Origin of the sequence: Amycolatopsis orientalis DSM 40040 = KCTC 9412 (assembly GCF_000478275.1) — a bacterium.
In the GTDB taxonomy this organism is placed as follows: domain Bacteria; phylum Actinomycetota; class Actinomycetes; order Mycobacteriales; family Pseudonocardiaceae; genus Amycolatopsis; species Amycolatopsis orientalis.
Map to the genome: position 1 here is coordinate 129,049 of NZ_ASJB01000069.1, position 15,862 is coordinate 144,910.

The 15,862-nt window shown below is 67.6% G+C and carries 16 protein-coding genes; 10 read left to right on the forward strand and 6 right to left on the reverse strand.

From position 1 onward, the window contains the following. The first annotated feature begins 105 nt into the window (after window positions 1-105). Together L324_RS24870 and L324_RS24875 are read left to right on the forward strand one after the other, a co-directional pair. Window positions 106-534 (forward strand): PaaI family thioesterase, encoded by a 429-nt coding sequence (locus tag L324_RS24870; protein WP_037313324.1) that lies wholly within the window; start codon window positions 106-108, stop codon window positions 532-534. Window positions 535-625: 91 nt separating this feature from the next. Further along, window positions 626-1,594 (forward strand): LysR family transcriptional regulator, encoded by a 969-nt coding sequence (locus tag L324_RS24875; protein ID WP_037313327.1) that lies wholly within the window; start codon window positions 626-628, stop codon window positions 1,592-1,594. Here the strand turns inward: L324_RS24875 and L324_RS24880 are convergent. Beyond that, a complete protein-coding gene (locus L324_RS24880; RefSeq protein WP_037313330.1) occupies window positions 1,560-2,375 on the reverse strand; it encodes an alpha/beta hydrolase family protein in 816 nt (271 codons plus the stop codon). The two genes, L324_RS24875 and L324_RS24880, sit on opposite strands and share 35 nt — an antisense overlap. Window positions 2,376-2,860: 485 nt before the next feature. Here L324_RS24880 and L324_RS24885 point away from each other — a divergent pair, with 485 nt between their 5' ends. The 5 genes from L324_RS24885 to L324_RS24905 all read left to right on the forward strand — a co-directional run bounded on the left by L324_RS24885 (window position 2,861) and on the right by L324_RS24905 (window position 7,709). Continuing rightward, on the forward strand, window positions 2,861-4,015 hold the full coding sequence (locus tag L324_RS24885; protein WP_037313333.1) for a branched-chain amino acid ABC transporter substrate-binding protein: 1,155 nt from the start codon (window positions 2,861-2,863) through the stop codon (window positions 4,013-4,015). Between the two features lie 113 nt (window positions 4,016-4,128). Next, window positions 4,129-5,100 carry a branched-chain amino acid ABC transporter permease gene (locus tag L324_RS24890; protein ID WP_034315979.1) on the forward strand — a complete coding sequence of 324 codons (972 nt, stop codon included), beginning with the start codon at window positions 4,129-4,131 and terminating at the stop codon, window positions 5,098-5,100. Beyond that, the gene (locus tag L324_RS24895; RefSeq protein ID WP_037313339.1) at window positions 5,097-6,236 is read left to right on the forward strand and encodes a branched-chain amino acid ABC transporter permease; all 1,140 of its coding nucleotides are present in this window, start codon (window positions 5,097-5,099) and stop codon (window positions 6,234-6,236) included. The genes L324_RS24890 and L324_RS24895 overlap by 4 nt, the downstream gene beginning before the upstream one ends. Continuing rightward, a complete protein-coding gene (locus tag L324_RS24900) occupies window positions 6,233-7,006 on the forward strand; it encodes an ABC transporter ATP-binding protein (RefSeq protein ID WP_037313341.1) in 774 nt (257 codons plus the stop codon). Before L324_RS24895 ends, L324_RS24900 begins: the two co-directional genes overlap by 4 nt. Beyond that, complete coding sequence (locus L324_RS24905; RefSeq protein WP_037313346.1) at window positions 6,996-7,709, forward strand: ABC transporter ATP-binding protein; 714 nt, start codon at window positions 6,996-6,998, stop codon at window positions 7,707-7,709. Before L324_RS24900 ends, L324_RS24905 begins: the two co-directional genes overlap by 11 nt. A 44-nt stretch (window positions 7,710-7,753) precedes the next feature. On the opposite strand, the gene L324_RS24910 is transcribed toward L324_RS24905, so the two are convergent. Both L324_RS24910 and L324_RS24915 read right to left on the reverse strand, forming a co-directional pair. Next, entirely contained in the window at window positions 7,754-8,287 is a 534-nt protein-coding gene (locus L324_RS24910; protein ID WP_037313349.1) for a hypothetical protein, read from the reverse strand. Further along, complete coding sequence (locus L324_RS24915; protein ID WP_037313352.1) at window positions 8,284-8,877, reverse strand: hypothetical protein; 594 nt, start codon at window positions 8,875-8,877, stop codon at window positions 8,284-8,286. Before L324_RS24915 ends, L324_RS24910 begins: the two co-directional genes overlap by 4 nt. A 32-nt stretch (window positions 8,878-8,909) precedes the next feature. Between L324_RS24915 and L324_RS24920 the strand changes: the two genes are divergently transcribed. Both L324_RS24920 and L324_RS24925 read left to right on the forward strand, forming a co-directional pair. Continuing rightward, on the forward strand, window positions 8,910-9,734 hold the full coding sequence (locus L324_RS24920; protein ID WP_081736458.1) for a LysR family transcriptional regulator: 825 nt from the start codon (window positions 8,910-8,912) through the stop codon (window positions 9,732-9,734). A gap of 141 nt (window positions 9,735-9,875) precedes the next feature. Further along, the gene (locus L324_RS24925; protein ID WP_037313359.1) at window positions 9,876-10,172 is read left to right on the forward strand and encodes a DUF6506 family protein; all 297 of its coding nucleotides are present in this window, start codon (window positions 9,876-9,878) and stop codon (window positions 10,170-10,172) included. Here the strand turns inward: L324_RS24925 and L324_RS24930 are convergent. Further along, window positions 10,169-10,648 carry a MarR family winged helix-turn-helix transcriptional regulator gene (locus tag L324_RS24930; RefSeq protein ID WP_152546989.1) on the reverse strand — a complete coding sequence of 160 codons (480 nt, stop codon included), beginning with the start codon at window positions 10,646-10,648 and terminating at the stop codon, window positions 10,169-10,171. The two genes, L324_RS24925 and L324_RS24930, sit on opposite strands and share 4 nt — an antisense overlap. Before the next feature lie 82 nt (window positions 10,649-10,730). Between L324_RS24930 and L324_RS24935 the strand changes: the two genes are divergently transcribed. Next, window positions 10,731-11,372 carry an FMN-dependent NADH-azoreductase gene (locus L324_RS24935; RefSeq protein WP_037313362.1) on the forward strand — a complete coding sequence of 214 codons (642 nt, stop codon included), beginning with the start codon at window positions 10,731-10,733 and terminating at the stop codon, window positions 11,370-11,372. A 49-nt stretch (window positions 11,373-11,421) separates the two neighbouring features. On the opposite strand, the gene L324_RS24940 is transcribed toward L324_RS24935, so the two are convergent. Both L324_RS24940 and L324_RS24945 read right to left on the reverse strand, forming a co-directional pair. Then, window positions 11,422-14,517: a TIM-barrel domain-containing protein gene (locus tag L324_RS24940; protein WP_037313365.1), complete on the reverse strand. Its 3,096-nt coding sequence runs from the start codon at window positions 14,515-14,517 to the stop codon at window positions 11,422-11,424. Between the two features lie 480 nt (window positions 14,518-14,997). After that, window positions 14,998-15,783 (reverse strand): DeoR/GlpR family DNA-binding transcription regulator, encoded by a 786-nt coding sequence (locus L324_RS24945; RefSeq protein WP_037313680.1) that lies wholly within the window; start codon window positions 15,781-15,783, stop codon window positions 14,998-15,000. Window positions 15,784-15,862 lie beyond the last annotated feature (79 nt).

The following is a 15,862-nucleotide window of genomic DNA, read 5'->3' on the forward strand; positions in this document are numbered from 1 at the left end:
GCCCGCGATCGGGGCGCACTGGAGCCGGACGTGAGAAAAACTCGATAACGTGCGCCCTGGTGACGCGATCACGGTCGCGGGAACATGAATGTTAAGGAGCTTTGCGTGACCGAACAAGCCCTCGAATCCTTCGCCGGGATCGACCCGGCCTTCGCCGGCCAGCAGCTCAACGACAAGCTCGGGCTCGAAATCAGCGAATTCAGCCCCGAACGAGTGGTGGGCAGCATCCCGGTAGAGGGCAACCTCCAGCCCTACGGCCTCCTCCACGGCGGCGCGAACGCCGTCGTCGCCGAGGCGCTCGGCTCGATGGTCGCCGCGCTCAACGCCGGCACCGACAAGGCGACGATGGGTCTCGAACTCTCGTGCACCCACCACCGGGCGGTCCGCTCCGGCCGGGTGACCGGCGTCGCGACCCCGGTGCACGTCGGCCGCGGGACCATCACCGCGGAGATCGTCCTGACCGACGACCAGGGCCGTCGTTCGTGCACCGCGCGGCTGACCTGTGTCGTAAGGGAGCGGCCGCCGGGCGTCTGAGCGCGCCCGGCTCCAGCCTGCCGGAAGTACATGAAGGCCCCCTTCCTTGCGCCTAGGTACATGAAGGGGGCCTTCACGTACGTTGAGGGGCGTGGACCTCGACACGGCACAGGTGCGCGCGTTCGTCGCGACCGCCGACCACGGTCATTTCGGTCGCGCGGCCGAATCCCTGTTCCTCACCCAGCAAGCGCTGTCGAAACGGGTCCGGAAACTCGAGGACGCCCTGGCGGTCCAGCTGTTCCGGCGCACCAACCGCTCCGTCGAGCTGACCCCCGACGGCGACCGCTTCCTCCCGCACGCGCGCGAGCTGATCCGTGCCGCGGACGCCGCCGTCGCCGCGATGGGCCTGCGGGACCGCCCTCCGCGCCTCGACATCATCGACCCGCGCCTCGCCCCCATGTACATGCTCAGGCGCGTCGCCCAGCGCGATCCCGCCCTCGCGGTCGAGCGTATCTCCGGGCAAGGGCTGACCAACGCGCTCGATCCGCTGGTCCGCGGCGAGATCGACCTCGCGTTCGGCCGCGTCGCCGATCTCGGCCGCGAAGTGCCCGCCGAACTCGAGCACCGGCTCGTCCGGCTCGAATCGCTGGTCGCCCTCCTCGCCCCTGAACATCCGCTCGCGGGCAACGAGGTGCTCAAGTTGTCCGATCTCCGGGGCGAAGGTATCTGGCTTCCGCAATTGGCGGGCCCGGTCGAATGGCTTTCTTATTTGCAACGCCTATGCAAGGAATACGGCGTCCCGATCGATGATTCGGGTGTCACCTACGACCTTCGGCACACCCTGGAACAGACCCGGTACGGCAAACCGCGGGTCACCCTCGCCGGTGCCGACATGGACCTCGCCTCCGATCTCAAACTGCGAGTCCTGCCCTTCGAGCCCTCGCCGCTGTTCCCGTGGTCGGTGGTGTGGCGGCGCGGCGAGGGCCCGGCCTTGCAGCGCCTGCTGGCGCTCCTTGGCCGGACCAGCCACGAAGAGGGTTGGTGCGCCTACGATCCCGGGCGGTCTTGGCTGCCGGACGACGACCTCAGACAGCTAGGTGCCGGGCGAACCAGCGCGTGAGTTCGGCGTCGACGAGCTGGGCGTGCACGGTCTGCGGCGCGGGTTCGATTCCCGGCGCCTCGGCGAATTCGTGCGCCATGCCCGGGATGGTGACCAGCTCGGAGCGCCGCTCCCCCAGCGCCTTGTGCAGGGCTTCGGCCGGTTCGGTGATCGAGACGTCGTCCTTCTCGCCGATGACGAGCAGGACAGGCGCGGTCAGTTCCTCCGCCCGCCGCACGTAGTCGTACTCGTCCGCCACCGCGCGCGACCGGTCCGACCAGTGGTAGGTGACGTCGTAGATCCGCTCGTTCGCGGCGATCACCGGCGCCAGCTGGGTCACCGGGTTCACCAGCGCCGCCGCCGCGACCGGGAGCTCGGCGTGGGTCAGCATCTGCAGGGCGACCGCACCGCCCTGCGACCCGCCGACCAGGCCGATCGGGCCGTCCTCAATGGACAAACGCGACCGCAGCTCCGCCAGCGCCGCCGGGAACTCCGCCTCGACCTGTTTGGTGAGCGGTTCGACGACGTTGAGCACGTTGTCCTCGCTCGCGAGGCGGAAGAAACCCTCGAAACCGCCTTCGGGGAAGCGTTTCCCGGTCAGCGGCAACCCGAGGTGCACGCGCCACGCCGGCAGGTCCCGCATCGGCAGCGCCGCCGCCATGGCCGCCTCACTGAAGGGCGCGCCCAGCAGATGCCAGGTGAGCACCATCGGCGCCGTCCGCTCGTTCTCCGACGGAGGCAAGGCCACGAACGGGACTCCCGCCGCCACGCCTTCGATCGCTCCGCTCAGTTCGACGCTCATCGTCGTTTCTCCCAGGTCTTCGGTGTTTCTCGGCTCTGGGCACAGCCAACCGCGAGACCGGGGTGGTGATCCAACAGCCGTTCGGACCCGGATGACAACCATCGGTTGTCATCGGTTGTCATCGAGGCAAGGAGAAGGAGGGCACGGTTGACGCCCTTTGGGGCAGCCTTGCTACGGCGAACGGCCGCCCACGAAGGTGGTGAAAAAGCGCAAGATACGCGGCCGAAACATGATCATTACCCACAAGCATGATCGCTGTGGTAACGGTGAATCCCCAGCGTGACCAGCGAAGACTCGCCAACCGGCAACATTCGCCTTTTCGTGCAATTCGTTCCGGTTTCGACCGTCACGATGTGGACACAGAGTGATGGGCGCCTGTGCAGATCATGGCGTAGGGGGATATCTTCCTGCCCTAACCTAGCCCCTGTGTCGGGGGCAACGCCTACCGGCGGCTGGTTGGTCATGGGAGGTAGTCGGTGTCAGGAGTGCGTTTTGGACGGGTTCTCGCCGTCGCGGCGGCTGCGTCGCTGGCGCTGGCGGGCTGTGCAGGCGGCAGCAGCTCGTCCGGCAGCGGTGACAGCAGCACGCTGAAGATCGGGTTCATGGGTGACCTCACCGGTGAGAACTCCGGGATCGTGATCCCGCCCCGCAACGGCGCCAAGCTCGCTATCGACGAGTACAACAAGACGAATCCGGCGACGAAGCTGGAACTCAAGGAGTACGACAGCCAGGGCAAGCCCGAGCAGGCGACGTCGCTGATCGCGACGGCCGTCGGCCAGGACAAGATCACCGCGCTGATCGGCCCGGCCTTCTCCGGTGAGTCGAAGGCCATCGGCGGACAGCTGGAGCAGAACAAGATCCCGAGCGTCTCGCCCTCGGCCACCAACGCGGGCCTGTCCTCGAACGGGTGGAAGTACTGGCACCGCGTCGTCGCGAGTGACGCCAGCCAGGGCCCGGCCATCGCCAACTTCCTCATCACGGCGAAGTCGCCCAAGAAGGCCTACATCATCTCGGACGACCAGGAATACAGCGTGGGCCTGGCGGACAACTTCGAGAAGACCTTGAAGGAGAAGAACATCCCGTCCGAGCGCGACAAGTTCGCCAAGGACGCGTCGGACTACTCCTCGACCGTGCAGAAGGTCAAGGCCGCGAACCCGGACATCATCCTCTTCGGTGGCTACTACGCCCAGGGTGGCCGTCTGCTCAAGCAGCTGCGTGACAGCCAGGTGACCGCCACCTTCGCGACCGGTGACGGTTCGCTCGACGCCCAGCTGGTCAGCGGTGCGGGTGCCGCGGCCGCCGAGAAGGCCGTCGTCGGCTGCCCGTGCAACATCCCGGACGCCGGCTCCACCGACGAGTTCAGCACCAAGTACAAGGCCGCGTACAACGTCGACCCGGCGATCTACTCGAGCGAGGGCTACGACGCCGCGACCGCCATCATCAACGCGGTCAAGGCGGGCGCCACCACCTCGGAGAAGATCAACGAGGCCCTCAAGACGATCGACTTCAAGGGCGTCTCGAAGCAGATCAAGTTCAAGGAGAACGGCGAACCGTCGACGGACGCGATCAACGTCTACCAGGTCACCGGTGGTGTCCTGAAGAACCTCGGCGTCTCGACCGAAGCCAAGCTCAACGGCTGACGGAGCAGATAGGAACACCTAACGGAAGCGGGGGCGCTGTGCGATCACAGCACCCCCGCTTCCCGCAAATGTGGCGAAGAAATCCTCGCCCCGTCCCGTAAGGCATCCACGTCATGCTTCAAGATCTGCAAGCCCAGTTCCTCGGTAGCACCATCGGCGGACTGGTCGCCGGAAGCATCTACGCCCTCATCGCCCTCGGCTACACAATGGTCTACGGCGTGCTCCGGCTCATCAACTTCGCACATTCCGAGATCTTCATGATCGGGACGGTCACGTCCCTGTTCGTCCTCATCACCATCGCGGGTGGCACCGCCCCGATCACGCTCGGCGTGTTCGGGATGATCGCGGTACTGCTGCTGATCATCATCGCGTCGGCCGCCGTGTCCGGCGGTGCGGCGGTGCTGCTGGAGCAAGTGGCCTACCGGCCGCTCCGCAAGAAGGGCGCGACCCGGCTCGCCGCCCTGATCTCCGCCATCGGCGCCTCGCTGTTCCTCCAGGAGCTGTTCGGCCTCGAGATCATCGAATGGATCACCGACAAATCCGGCCGTGTGCAACAGAACGCGCCACGGTTCATCCCGCACGAGGAGCTTTTCCACATCGGCAACGGTGTCGTGCGCACGGACCACGTCTTCGTCGTCGTCGGCGCCGTGATCATGATGGTCGTCCTCGACCAGCTGGTCAGCCGCACCCGCATCGGCCGCGGTATCCGTGCCACCGCACAGGATCCCGAAGCCGCCGTGCTGATGGGCGTCAGCATCGACAAGATCGTGCGCCTCACGTTCCTGCTCGGTGGCGCGATGGCCGGTGTCGCGGCGGCGCTGTACGTCATGGAGTACGAGAACACCGATTACCGCATCGGCTTCCTCCTCGGTATCAAGGCGTTCACCGCGGCCGTGCTGGGAGGTATCGGCAACCTGCGCGGCGCTCTGCTCGGTGGCATCGTGCTCGGCCTGGTGGAGAACTGGAGTTCGATCTTCTTCGGTTCGGCTTGGAAGGACGTCACCGCCTTCGTGGTACTGGTGCTGGTCCTGATGTTCCGACCCACCGGCATCCTCGGTGAATCGCTGCAGCGGGCACGCGCATGAAGGGCAACGAAGAAGTGGCTGAAAAGTCCCCAGAGAACGGCAAGGCCGGACGCGCCGGCTTTCACCCCGTGGACGGCATGCGGGATTGGTGGGCACGCGCCCCGCATTGGCAACGTTATGGCGTGTACCTCGCTCTGATCATCGGCGCGCTGATCCTTCCCGCGCCCGCGATCGGCTCGTTCATGTCCCCGGAATCGGACTGGACCACGGTCCTGATCTTCCCGGTCGGGGTGTACATCCTGCTGGCGATCGGCCTGAACATCGTCGTCGGTCACGCGGGCATGCTCGACCTCGGGTTCGTCGCGTTCTTCGCGATCGGTGCCTACACGCTCGCCGTGATGGGCACCCAGCACGGCTGGGGATTCTGGGGCACGCTCGTGCTCGGCATCTTCCTGGCGGCGATGTCGGGGGTGATCCTCGGCGCTCCGACGCTCCGGCTTCGCGGTGACTATCTGGCCATCGTGACCCTCGGCTTCGGTGAGATCGTCCGGATCACCGCGACGAACACCGACGCCATCGGCGGCGCCCGCGGTATCACCAACATCCCGCACCCGGAACCCATGTTCGGGACCGAGTTCCTGCTCGACCCGGCGCCGTACTACTACCTGATCGTCGCGGCGATCGTGATCGCGATCGTCTTCTCGGTGCGGCTGCACAAGAGCCGGGTCGGCCGGGCGTGGGCGGCCATCCGCGAGGACGAGGACGCCGCCGAGCTGATGGGCGTCCCGACGTTCAAGTTCAAGCTGCTGGCGTTCGCCATCGGCGCCATGCTCGGCGGTATGGCCGGTGTGGTCTACGCGAGCAAGGCCGTCTTCATCGAGCCGAACAACTTCCCGTTCATCCTGTCCGCGACCATCCTCGCGGCCGTGGTGCTCGGTGGTGCGGGCAACCTGCCCGGTGTCATGCTCGGCGCGTTCCTGGTCGCCTGGCTTCCGGAGCGGTTCCGGTTCCTGTCCGAATACCGCATCCTGATCTTCGGTGGTGTGCTGGTGCTGATGATGGCGCTGCGACCGGAGGGCCTGCTGCCGTCGCGGCAGCGGAAGGCGGAACTACACGAAGGAACGGGCGGGATGGGTGCCATGGGCGCCGAGGTCGCGGGTCCGGATTCCGAGGCTTCGGCGGAGGTGACGAAATGAGCGCACTGCTCGAATTCGACAACGTGACGATGCGCTTCGGCGGCGTCACGGCCTTGAAGGAAGTCGACCTCACCATCAACCAGGGTGAGATCTTCGCCCTGATCGGCCCGAACGGCGCGGGCAAGACCACGGTCTTCAACGTGGTCACCGGTGTCTACCGGCCGACCGAAGGCCAGGTGCGCTTCGGCGACACCCGGGTCGACGGGATGAAGCGGTTCAAGATCAACCAGGCCGGGATCGCCCGTACGTTCCAGAACATCCGGCTGTTCCACAACATGTCGGCGCTCGAGAACGTGATGGTCGGTGCGGACTCGCACCACAAGACCGGCGCGATCTCGGCGACGCTGGGCCTGCCCGTGCACCGCAAGGAAGAGAAGCGGGGCCGCGAGCTGGCGAGGGATCTGCTGGACTTCGTCGGCATCGGCCGGGTCGAGCACAACACCGCGAAGAACCTCTCCTACGGCGACCAGCGCCGTCTGGAGATCGCGCGTGCGCTCGCCACCGACCCGAAGCTGCTGCTGCTCGACGAGCCCGCCGCCGGCATGAACCCGGCGGAGAAGAACTCGCTGCAGCAACTGATCCGCAAGATCCGTGACGACGGCCGCACCGTGCTGCTCATCGAGCACGACATGGGCCTGGTCATGCAGATCGCCGACCGGCTGGCCGTGCTCGACTTCGGCCAGAAGATCGCAGAAGGGCTCCCCCACGAGGTGCAGAACAACCAAAAGGTGATCGAGGCTTACCTGGGGGTGGCGGAAGATGCTTCTTGAGGTTCAGGACATCAACGTCCACTACGGGAAGATCGCCGCGCTCAAGGGTATGACCATCGAGGTCGACGAAGGCGAGATCGTTTCGCTCATCGGGGCCAACGGCGCCGGCAAGACCACGACGCTGAAGACGATCTCGGGCCTGCGTCCGCTGACCAGCGGCCGGATCCTCTTCGACGGCAAGGACATCTCGAAGACACCCGGCCACAAACGGGTCGAGCTCGGGATCGGCCAGTCACCGGAAGGCCGGGGCGTGTTCCCCGGGATGACGGTGCAGGAGAACCTCCTGATGGGTGCCTACACCCGCAAGGACGACCTGAAGGCCGACCTCGACGAGGTCTACGAGCTGTTCCCGCGGCTGAACGAACGCAAGACCCAGTTCGGCGGCACGATGTCCGGTGGCGAGCAGCAGATGATCGCCATCGGCCGCGCGCTGATGACCAAACCCAAGGTGCTGCTGCTCGACGAGCCGTCCATGGGCCTGGCGCCGATGCTGATCGCGCAGATCTTCGACATCATCCGCGAGATCAACAAGCGCGGGACCACGGTCCTGCTGGTGGAGCAGAACGCGCAGCAGGCGCTGAAGCTCTCCGACCGCGCGTACGTGCTGGAGACCGGTCAAGTGGTCAAGAGCGCCCGCGGTGCCGAGCTGCTGGACGACCCGCAGGTGCGGGCCGCCTACCTCGGTGGCGACCTGGGCGTCTGACGCCTTTCGAAAAGGGCCCCGTCGCTTTCGCGGCGGGGCCCTTTTCAGGCCAGTTTGATGTCGGTGCCGTTGAGGTTCTTCATGTCCGTCAGCGTCGGACCGCCGAAAGCCCGCAGCACCACAGGTTTCGCCTCCTTCGGGAGGTCGAAGTAGAGGTCGAACTCGACCCGTACCCCGCGCCCCAGCTCGAACTTGTCCGGCTGGCGCTTGATCGTCATGGCCTGGTTGTCGACCGCGATCACCGCACCGGAATCGGTGACGAGTTGCTGGCGCCGCGTGTCGAAGAGGATCCCGGAGAGGCCCTTTCCCGTCACCACCAGCCGGAGCCGGACGAACTGTCCCTTCGCCTCGAATTCGGCGTGGCTGCCGGTGAGGCTGGGCAGTCCGGCGGCCAGCCCGATGAGGGAGAACTCGGTCTCCCCGTTGAGCGCCGGCGGCAGGTGCAACGCGATCTCGTCCGGCCGGACCTCACGCGCGGGCAGGTCGTACACGGGTTTGGCGGGCGGCGGTTCCTGCCCGGCCGAGCACCCCGCGAGCAGGGCCAGGATCGAAGCCGTCGCGGTCAGGCACCTTCTCATCGGACGACCTCCACACTCAAGTACGGCCACCCGTCGACATCCGGCAGCCGAACAGGGCCTACTTCCGCGCCCGGGGAGAAGTGCACCGTCGTTCCCGTCGTACCGTCGTCGGCGATCGGCGTCAGATCGGTGACCGGGACGCCGCGTTCGTAACGCTGGGTCCAAGAGCCGTTGTGACGCCGGTTGGTGTGCACGAGCCAGTCGCTCAGGCCCGCCACGACCGACACCCCGCGACGCGGATGACCGTCCGGAAGCCATTGTTTTCCCGGGAAATCGAAGAAGCGCAGATCCTTGGTCGACATGACCGGTTTCTTCACGAAGCCGCCATGCCCGTCCGCGCGGGTGTCGGTGCCCCGCCCGTCGTCCGCCACCGAGACCGAGCCGTCGGGGTGGACCGTGACGACGGCCTTCCCGTGGCCGGTGCTTTCGGCTTCCTCCGCCGCGTAGGCGAGCACTTCGAGGATCAGGTGCGCGACTCCGCCGGGGGCCAACTCCCCGGGGTTCCGGCGGACATACCTCAGATGCCCGGCGTCCACGGACCCGGCCCAGTCGTGCGTGGTGGTGCGCCATCGGGCTTCTCCGTCAGTCACTCCGCCATTCTCCTACGGGTTAGTGTGCGGCTGTGGAGTTACGACGTCTTCGATATCTGTGCGCCGTGGCGGACGAAGGGCATCTCACCCGCGCGGCGGAGCGTCTCGGCCTCCGCGCGTCGTCGCTCAGCCAGCAGATCATCGCGCTGGAACGGGAACTGGACGCGACCTTGTTCGTCCGGACCCAGTCGGGGATGACGCCCACCGCCGCCGCCCTGGCGCTGCTCCCCCACGCCCGGCGGATACTGGAGGAGGCCGAACTCGGCGCACGGGCCGTCCGCGACACCACCATGGGCCGGCCGCTCCGCGTCGGCGTGACGCCGGGTGCGCCACCTGCCGTCCTGTCGACCTTGTACGCCGAAGCGGCGGAGATCGACGACCTGTCCGCCGCGCGGCAGCTCGACCTCCTCCGCCGCGGCGCGCTCGACGCCGGACTGCTCGCCTTGCCGGAGGACGTGGACGGCCTGCGCGTCGCTGTCGTGAGCGAGAGGCCGTTGGGTGTGCTCGTCTCCGACGCCCACTCCCTGGCCCGGCTCGACGAAGTGGGATGGGACGATCTCACCGGCCTGGACCTCCTTCTGTACGAAAGAAAGCTGGCTCCCGGCTACCACGACAGGCTGCTCGCGGACTGCGCGGCGGCGGGCTGGCGGCCGGCTCACGTCCGCGCCGGACCGCCTCGGCGGTCGCTGTTCGTCGCCGAACTGCGGCACGGTGGCGACGTCGTCGCCTTGCGTCCCCGAGAGGAACCGGCCGAAGGTCTGCGCTGGTTGCCGCTGCGGGAGGCCCCGGTCGTCCGGCACGCCCTCGTGTGGGACCCGGCGCACGAGTCTTCGGAGCGGATCGCGGCGCTGGTATGACGGCGCCCACAGCGGATCTTCGCGCCGTCCGCCCGACCTCTGCTCTTCGGTCCTCCCGGACGGCCGTACGGATCCGCCTCGTGGACGGGACCCCGCGTTCCGCGATTACCTCACGGTGATCGAGAACGAAGGAGAATCGTCATGCGACAGTGGGGTTTCGTGTACTTGGCCGAGGGCTGCGACCCGGCGCGGGACGTGTCCCGTGTGGACACTGGGCGGTGCCTGACGGTGCTGATCGGGGTCGGCCGCGTGGACCAGGTCGTCGCCGCGGCCCGGCGGTTGGTCGATGAAGGGGCACAGCTGATCGAGTTGTGCGGCGCGTTCGGTCCCGTGTGGACGGCCCGGGTGATCGACGCGGTGGGAAGCGAGGTCCCGGTCGGAAGCGTCATGTACGGCGCCGAAGCCACAAAACAGCTTCACGACCTGTTCGGGGCCTAGCAGTCGTCGATGTGCACGGATTCGACACAAGCGGCGACCTCGGCGTGTCCCGCCGCCTGGAACAGCAGGTTGTACAGCGTTTCGCGCTGATCCTTGTCGAGCCCGCCGAGCACTTCGTCCTCGACTCCGGCGAGGGCGAACTCGGCCTTGACGAGCTGCTTCATCCCGACGTCGGTGAGTTCGACGATATGCCGCCGCCGGTCCTCCGGTGACCTCCTGCGTTCGACGAGGTTCGCGGATTCGAGATCGTTCAGCAGCCCGACGACGTTCGTGCCGTCCATCTCCAGCGTTTTCGCGAGGTCCTGCTGCGAACAGCCGCCGAGGTCGCGCAGCACGGTGAGCGCGACCAGATGCCGGGGGCGCAGGCCGAGCGGGGCCAGGACGGACTCGCTGCGCAGCCGGATGCGGCGGGTGACGTGGTCGAGGAGCGCGCCGCAGCGGTGCGGGGGCTGGTTCACGACCGGGAGTTCGGGCACTCGTCGAGTGTACGTCCCGCATGATGGTCGCTACAGCATCAATGGTTTGCGTTACACAAACTATCTGTGCAAGATAGTAGGCATGACGAACCTGCTGCACATCGACTCCAGCATCACGGGCGAGCACTCGACCAGCCGTCGCCTCACCGCGCGGGCGGCCGCGGCCTGGCGCGCCGCGCATCCGGAAGGCACCGTCACCTACCGCGACCTGGGCGCCGACCCGCTGCCGCATCTGGACGCGGTCGCCAACGCGGCCAAGATGACCCCGCCGGAGCAGCACACCCCGGAGCAGGCCGCGGCCTGGCGGCTCATCAAGGAGCTCGTCGACGAGGTGAAGGCGGCCGACACGATCCTGCTGGGCCTGCCGCTGTACAACTTCGGCCCGCCGAGCACGGTCAAGGCCTGGGTCGACCACCTGATCGCGCCCGGGCTGTCGCTCGACGCCGAGACCAGGGAAGGCCTGCTCGGCGGCCGTGACTTCATCGTCGTGACCGCACGCGGCGGCGGCTACGGCGAAGGCACCCCGCGCGAGGGCTGGGACCACGCACAGGCGTGGATCCCGCACGGTATCTCGCTGACCGGCCTCGAGCCGCGGTTCGTCACCGCCGAGCTGACCCTGGCGAAGGTCAACCCGGCGATGGCGGACCTCATCCCGCTGGCCGAGGCCAGCCAGGCCGAGGCCGAACGGGCCATCGACGCGCTGTGGACGCCCGTCGCGGCTTGACTCGTGAGTGGTAATGACGGTTAGAACCGTCATTACCACTCACGAGGACTCAGCCGATGCCCGCGGCGAAGACGTGCATCGCGGTGTTGGACGGAAGGGTCACCGCGACGACCTCCTTACCCGCGGCCAGCGGGACGGAGTTCGCGAAGACCCGGTACGGCACGGTCGGGTACGCGGCCCCGGCGCGGGTGTTCTTGCCCATCACGGTCGCCACCGTGGTCGCGCCGTACTGGGCGGGATCGGCGCAGCACCAGTTGGGGAAGCCGAGTTCGGCCTGGCTCGTGCTGCCGTCGGCGTACCGGACGACGACGGTGCCCTTCGCCGTGCCGGTGCCGGTTCCCGCCAGCACCAGCTTGGCACCCGTCCCGCGCACCGCGATCGTCTGACCGGACGCCAGGACGTTGTCCTGCTGCCCGGTACCGGTTTCCGGCCACGTCAGCTTCGCGCCCAACGCCGTGAAGCCCGCCCCGGGCCGAAGTCCGGCCTCGGCGAGACCTTCGGCCCGGAAGCTGCTGCCGCCGCCATCCAGATCGCCCACCGCGACGTGGGCCGCGTCGGTGACCCCGACGTTGCCGTAGGCCGCGGCCAGTGAACCGTGCGGCACGGTGACCGTCACCGAGTCGGTGACCCGGTTCTCCCCGAGCCGCGCCTTGTACGACGCGGTCGCGGTGAGCTGGTAATCGTCCGGCTTGATCCCCGCGTCCGGCGTGACCTTCACCGGGACCCGGACGGTCTGGCCGGGCATCACCAGCCGCGGCCCGGCGGGTACCTCGACCCGGAAACCGTTGGCGGGCAGGGAGAACGCGACGTCGCGGACCGGCAGCGGCGTGCCGTTGGTGAAGCTCAGCGAGCCTGTCGCGGTCTGCCCGGGGCCGGCGACGGACGGCACGGACAGCGTCACCGCTCCGTCGTGGTCCTCGGGGAAGAACCCGCCGACCGCGCTGGTCCCGAACAGCCGGATGTCCTGGCGGTCACCGGCGCCGATCTTCCCGGTCTTGACCCGCACGACCCCGCCCGTGGCCGGGTCGAACCACCAGCCCGACGGCGCCGCGTCCAGTTCGGCCTTGCTGCTGTACTGCCGGAGGGCCGTCATCCCGGCCAGCACACTGCCGGGCCTGCTTCCCGTGTGGACGGTCAGCTGGTAGTTCCGCGACGCGGGCTTCCCGGCGTAGGAACCGGAAGCGGCACCGATCCCGACGGTCACCGTGCCGGGGCCGGACGTCGGCGCGTCCACCGTGAACGTCTGCTTCGCCTGGTCACCGTTCTTGTACGCCCTGGTCACGCCGTCGTCTTCGGTGAGCGTGAACGAGCCCTTGCCCTGCGGGTAGACGTCGAGGTCGAGCACGCCCTTGTCCCGGGTCTGCCACGACTTCGTACCTTCGGCCCACATCGGGACCACGGCCCCGGCGCGGACGAACAACGGCAGCGTGTCGAGCGGCGCGTCGTAACCGTCCACAGTGGTCGGTCCGGTGTAGGTCTTGCCGCTCCAGTAGTCGACCCAAGTCCCCTTCGGCAGGTAGATACCGTTGCGGACGGTGGAGTTCTCGTACACCGGCGCGACGAGGAAGTCCTTGCCGGACAGGAACTCGTACTTCGCCTTCTCACCCCAGACGTTCGGGTCGTCGGGATATTCGAGTGCCAGCGGCCGGACCTGGCCGACGCCGGTCTTGTGCGCCTCCACCGAATGACTGTAGGTGTAGGGCAGCAGTCGTTCCTTGAGCAGCAGGTACTTCCGGTTGATCGAGGTGTACGGCTCGCCGTACCGCCACGGCTGCTTGTCCGACGCGGCCCAGCCGTCCATGGTCATCGAGACCGGCAGGAAGGCCTTCCACTGCAGGTCGCGAACGTAGGTCTGCGGGCTGCCGCCGAAGATTCCGTCGATGTCACCGGTGTTGTACGCGATCCCCGACGTCGTGGCGCCCGCGTAGGTCGGGATCTGCCACTTGATGTAGTCGTAGGAACCGGCCTGGTCGCCGCTCCACAGCACGCCGCACCGCTGCGCGCCCGCCCAGCTGACCGGCGTCCAGACGAATCCGCGCGCGTCGCTGTTGTCCTCGATGCCCTTGTGCGCGGTGTCGCAGGCGTCCAGCGCGAACTGGTAGCCCGGGCCGACCCACGCGACGTCGAGCTTGCGGACCCGGACCCCGGCCTTGACCTCCTCGACCTGGTTCGGCACCCCGTTCTCGGTCCACAGGCCGAGTTGCATGTTGTTCTTGCGCAGGCCCTCGCCCGTCTGCTGGAGGTTTTCGTACCCGCAGCCGTACCCGTCGTTGACCAGCATCCAGCCGTTCGGCATCCCGTGCTGGGTGTACCCCTCGGCGATCTTCACCGCGTCCAGCGTATGCCGCTCGCCGCGGTTGGCGTTGTGCAGATAGCAGTCGGCGTCACCGTGCTCAAGCCCGTAGAGCGGTGGCAGGAAAGGCTTTCCGACCAGGTCGGTATAGCCGGTGATGACGTCCTTGAGTCCCGCGCCGACGACGTACGTCGCGTCGAAACGGCGCTCGTCGTGCGTCGTGCGCACCGGCTCGGTGAAGGCGTACGTACCTTGCGAGAAGGTGTTGCGGAGCACGCCGTATCCCGCCGTGGAGGCGTAGAACGGCTGCGAATTCGGTGCCCCGCCGTCGTTCCAGTTGTAGTCGGCGAAGATGCGGATCTTCTGGTCGCGGTGGCTGAACCGGCCGTTCTGCTCACCGCCGCCGACGAACTGCTCGGTCGCCGTCCGCGCCAGGGTCTGCGTGGTCTGCTTGTCGGTCCAGGACAGCGGCGCCGACTCCTCCCACAGCCGCTTGCTGTCCGCGCCGTCGTACAAGGCGAGCCGCATGGGGTGCTTGTACGCCCGCAAGGTCGCCTTGGCCGTGGAAACCGCCCAGTAGTCCCCCTTGTCGGTCTTCTTCGGCGTGACCGGGTCGCCCGTGCGCGGCAGCACGATCTTGCTCCCGGCCGGATCGGTGAACGTGCCGTCCGGCGCCAGCCAGACGCGGACGGCGCCTTCGGCCGGGAAGCTGACGCGCACCGCGGCGCTGCCCGATTTCAGGGTGACCGTGGGGCCGTCACCGGAGATGCCGGTGAGATCGCCCAGCTTGCCGGACGGCGCCGCGGCCGGATCGGCGTGGGCGGCGACCGGGGAAAGCCCGAGAAGGGCCACTGCGGCCAAACAACTCAGGGATTGCGCAACTCTGCTCATTCGAGACACCTTTCGCGCATGAACACGCAATATGGTCTCTGTATAGCGCACGTTTCGCGCGAAGTCACCCGCCGAAGAGGTGCTGCCGACTTTCGTCGGGTCGGCCGAAGATCCTTATGTCACAAGGAGTGCTCGAAAGCCGCGAAGGCACCTCTTCGTCATGGTGCAGCCCGTCCATGAAGGAATCGGGACGTTGAGTGTCCCAATTCCTTCATGGACGCGGGGTCACACTCACCGCAGCCGGGAGTCCGTGAAGGCACTCGCTGTGACTGGCGGCGCGCAAGTGTTACCGCTAGTGAGAGGTGTGTGGATATAGGGACGTTGAACGTCCCTATATCCACACACCCCCCTCGCGCCGGTCGCCGTGCCGGGAGCAGCAGCTCCGCGACTTTGCCGGGCCCCTGACCCTCAAGGTAGGCAAGGAGGCCTTCACGGACTCGGTCAGACGGCTTGGACCTCGACCCCCGCGGCCTCGAACGCGCGCAGCGCCTTCGGGTCCGCCTGGGAATCCGTGACCAGGGCGTGCACCTGCGACGTCGCACAGATCCGGGCGAACGCGCGGCGGCCGAGTTTCGAACCGTCGGCGACCGCGACGACACGTTCGGCCCGTTCGACCATCAGCCGGTTGATACTCGCCTCACCCTCGTGGTGGGCGAAGGCGCCCGCCTCGGGGTCGAACGCGTCGACCCCGAGGAACAGCAGGTCGATCGTCAGCTCACTGAGCACGCGTGTGGCCAGCGGGCCGCTGAGTTCGAACGACTGCGGGCGCGCGACCCCACCGGTCACCACGATCTTCACATGCGGCCGCACGGCCAGTTCGTGCGCGATGTTCAGCGCGTTGGTGACCACCGTCAGCCCCGGCGAATCACGCAGGCTCGCGAGATCCGAGCGCGTGGCCAGCGACCGCGCGACCCCGGCCGTGGTCGTCCCGCCGTTGAGACCGACCACCATGCCCTGTGCCACCATCGCCGCGGCGGCGACACTGATCCGCTGTTTCTCCGGCACATGTCGCGCGGTCTTGTACCGCAACGGCAGGTCGTAGGCGAGATCGTTGGCGACCGCGCCACCCCGGGTGCGGGTGAGCAACTGCTGTTCCGCGAGGTGGTCGAGGTCGCGCCGGATCGTGGCCGCGGAGACGTTCAACTCCTCGGCCACGTCCTCGACGTCGATCTTTTCCCGCTGCCCCAACAGGTCCAGCAGGGTGCTCAGCCGTTCGTGCCGGGCCATCCGCGCCACTCCTAGCTCCCTGCGGCCTATCGCGCATGGCATTGCGCTGTCGGCCACTGTTTCGAGCAGTATGCTGCAT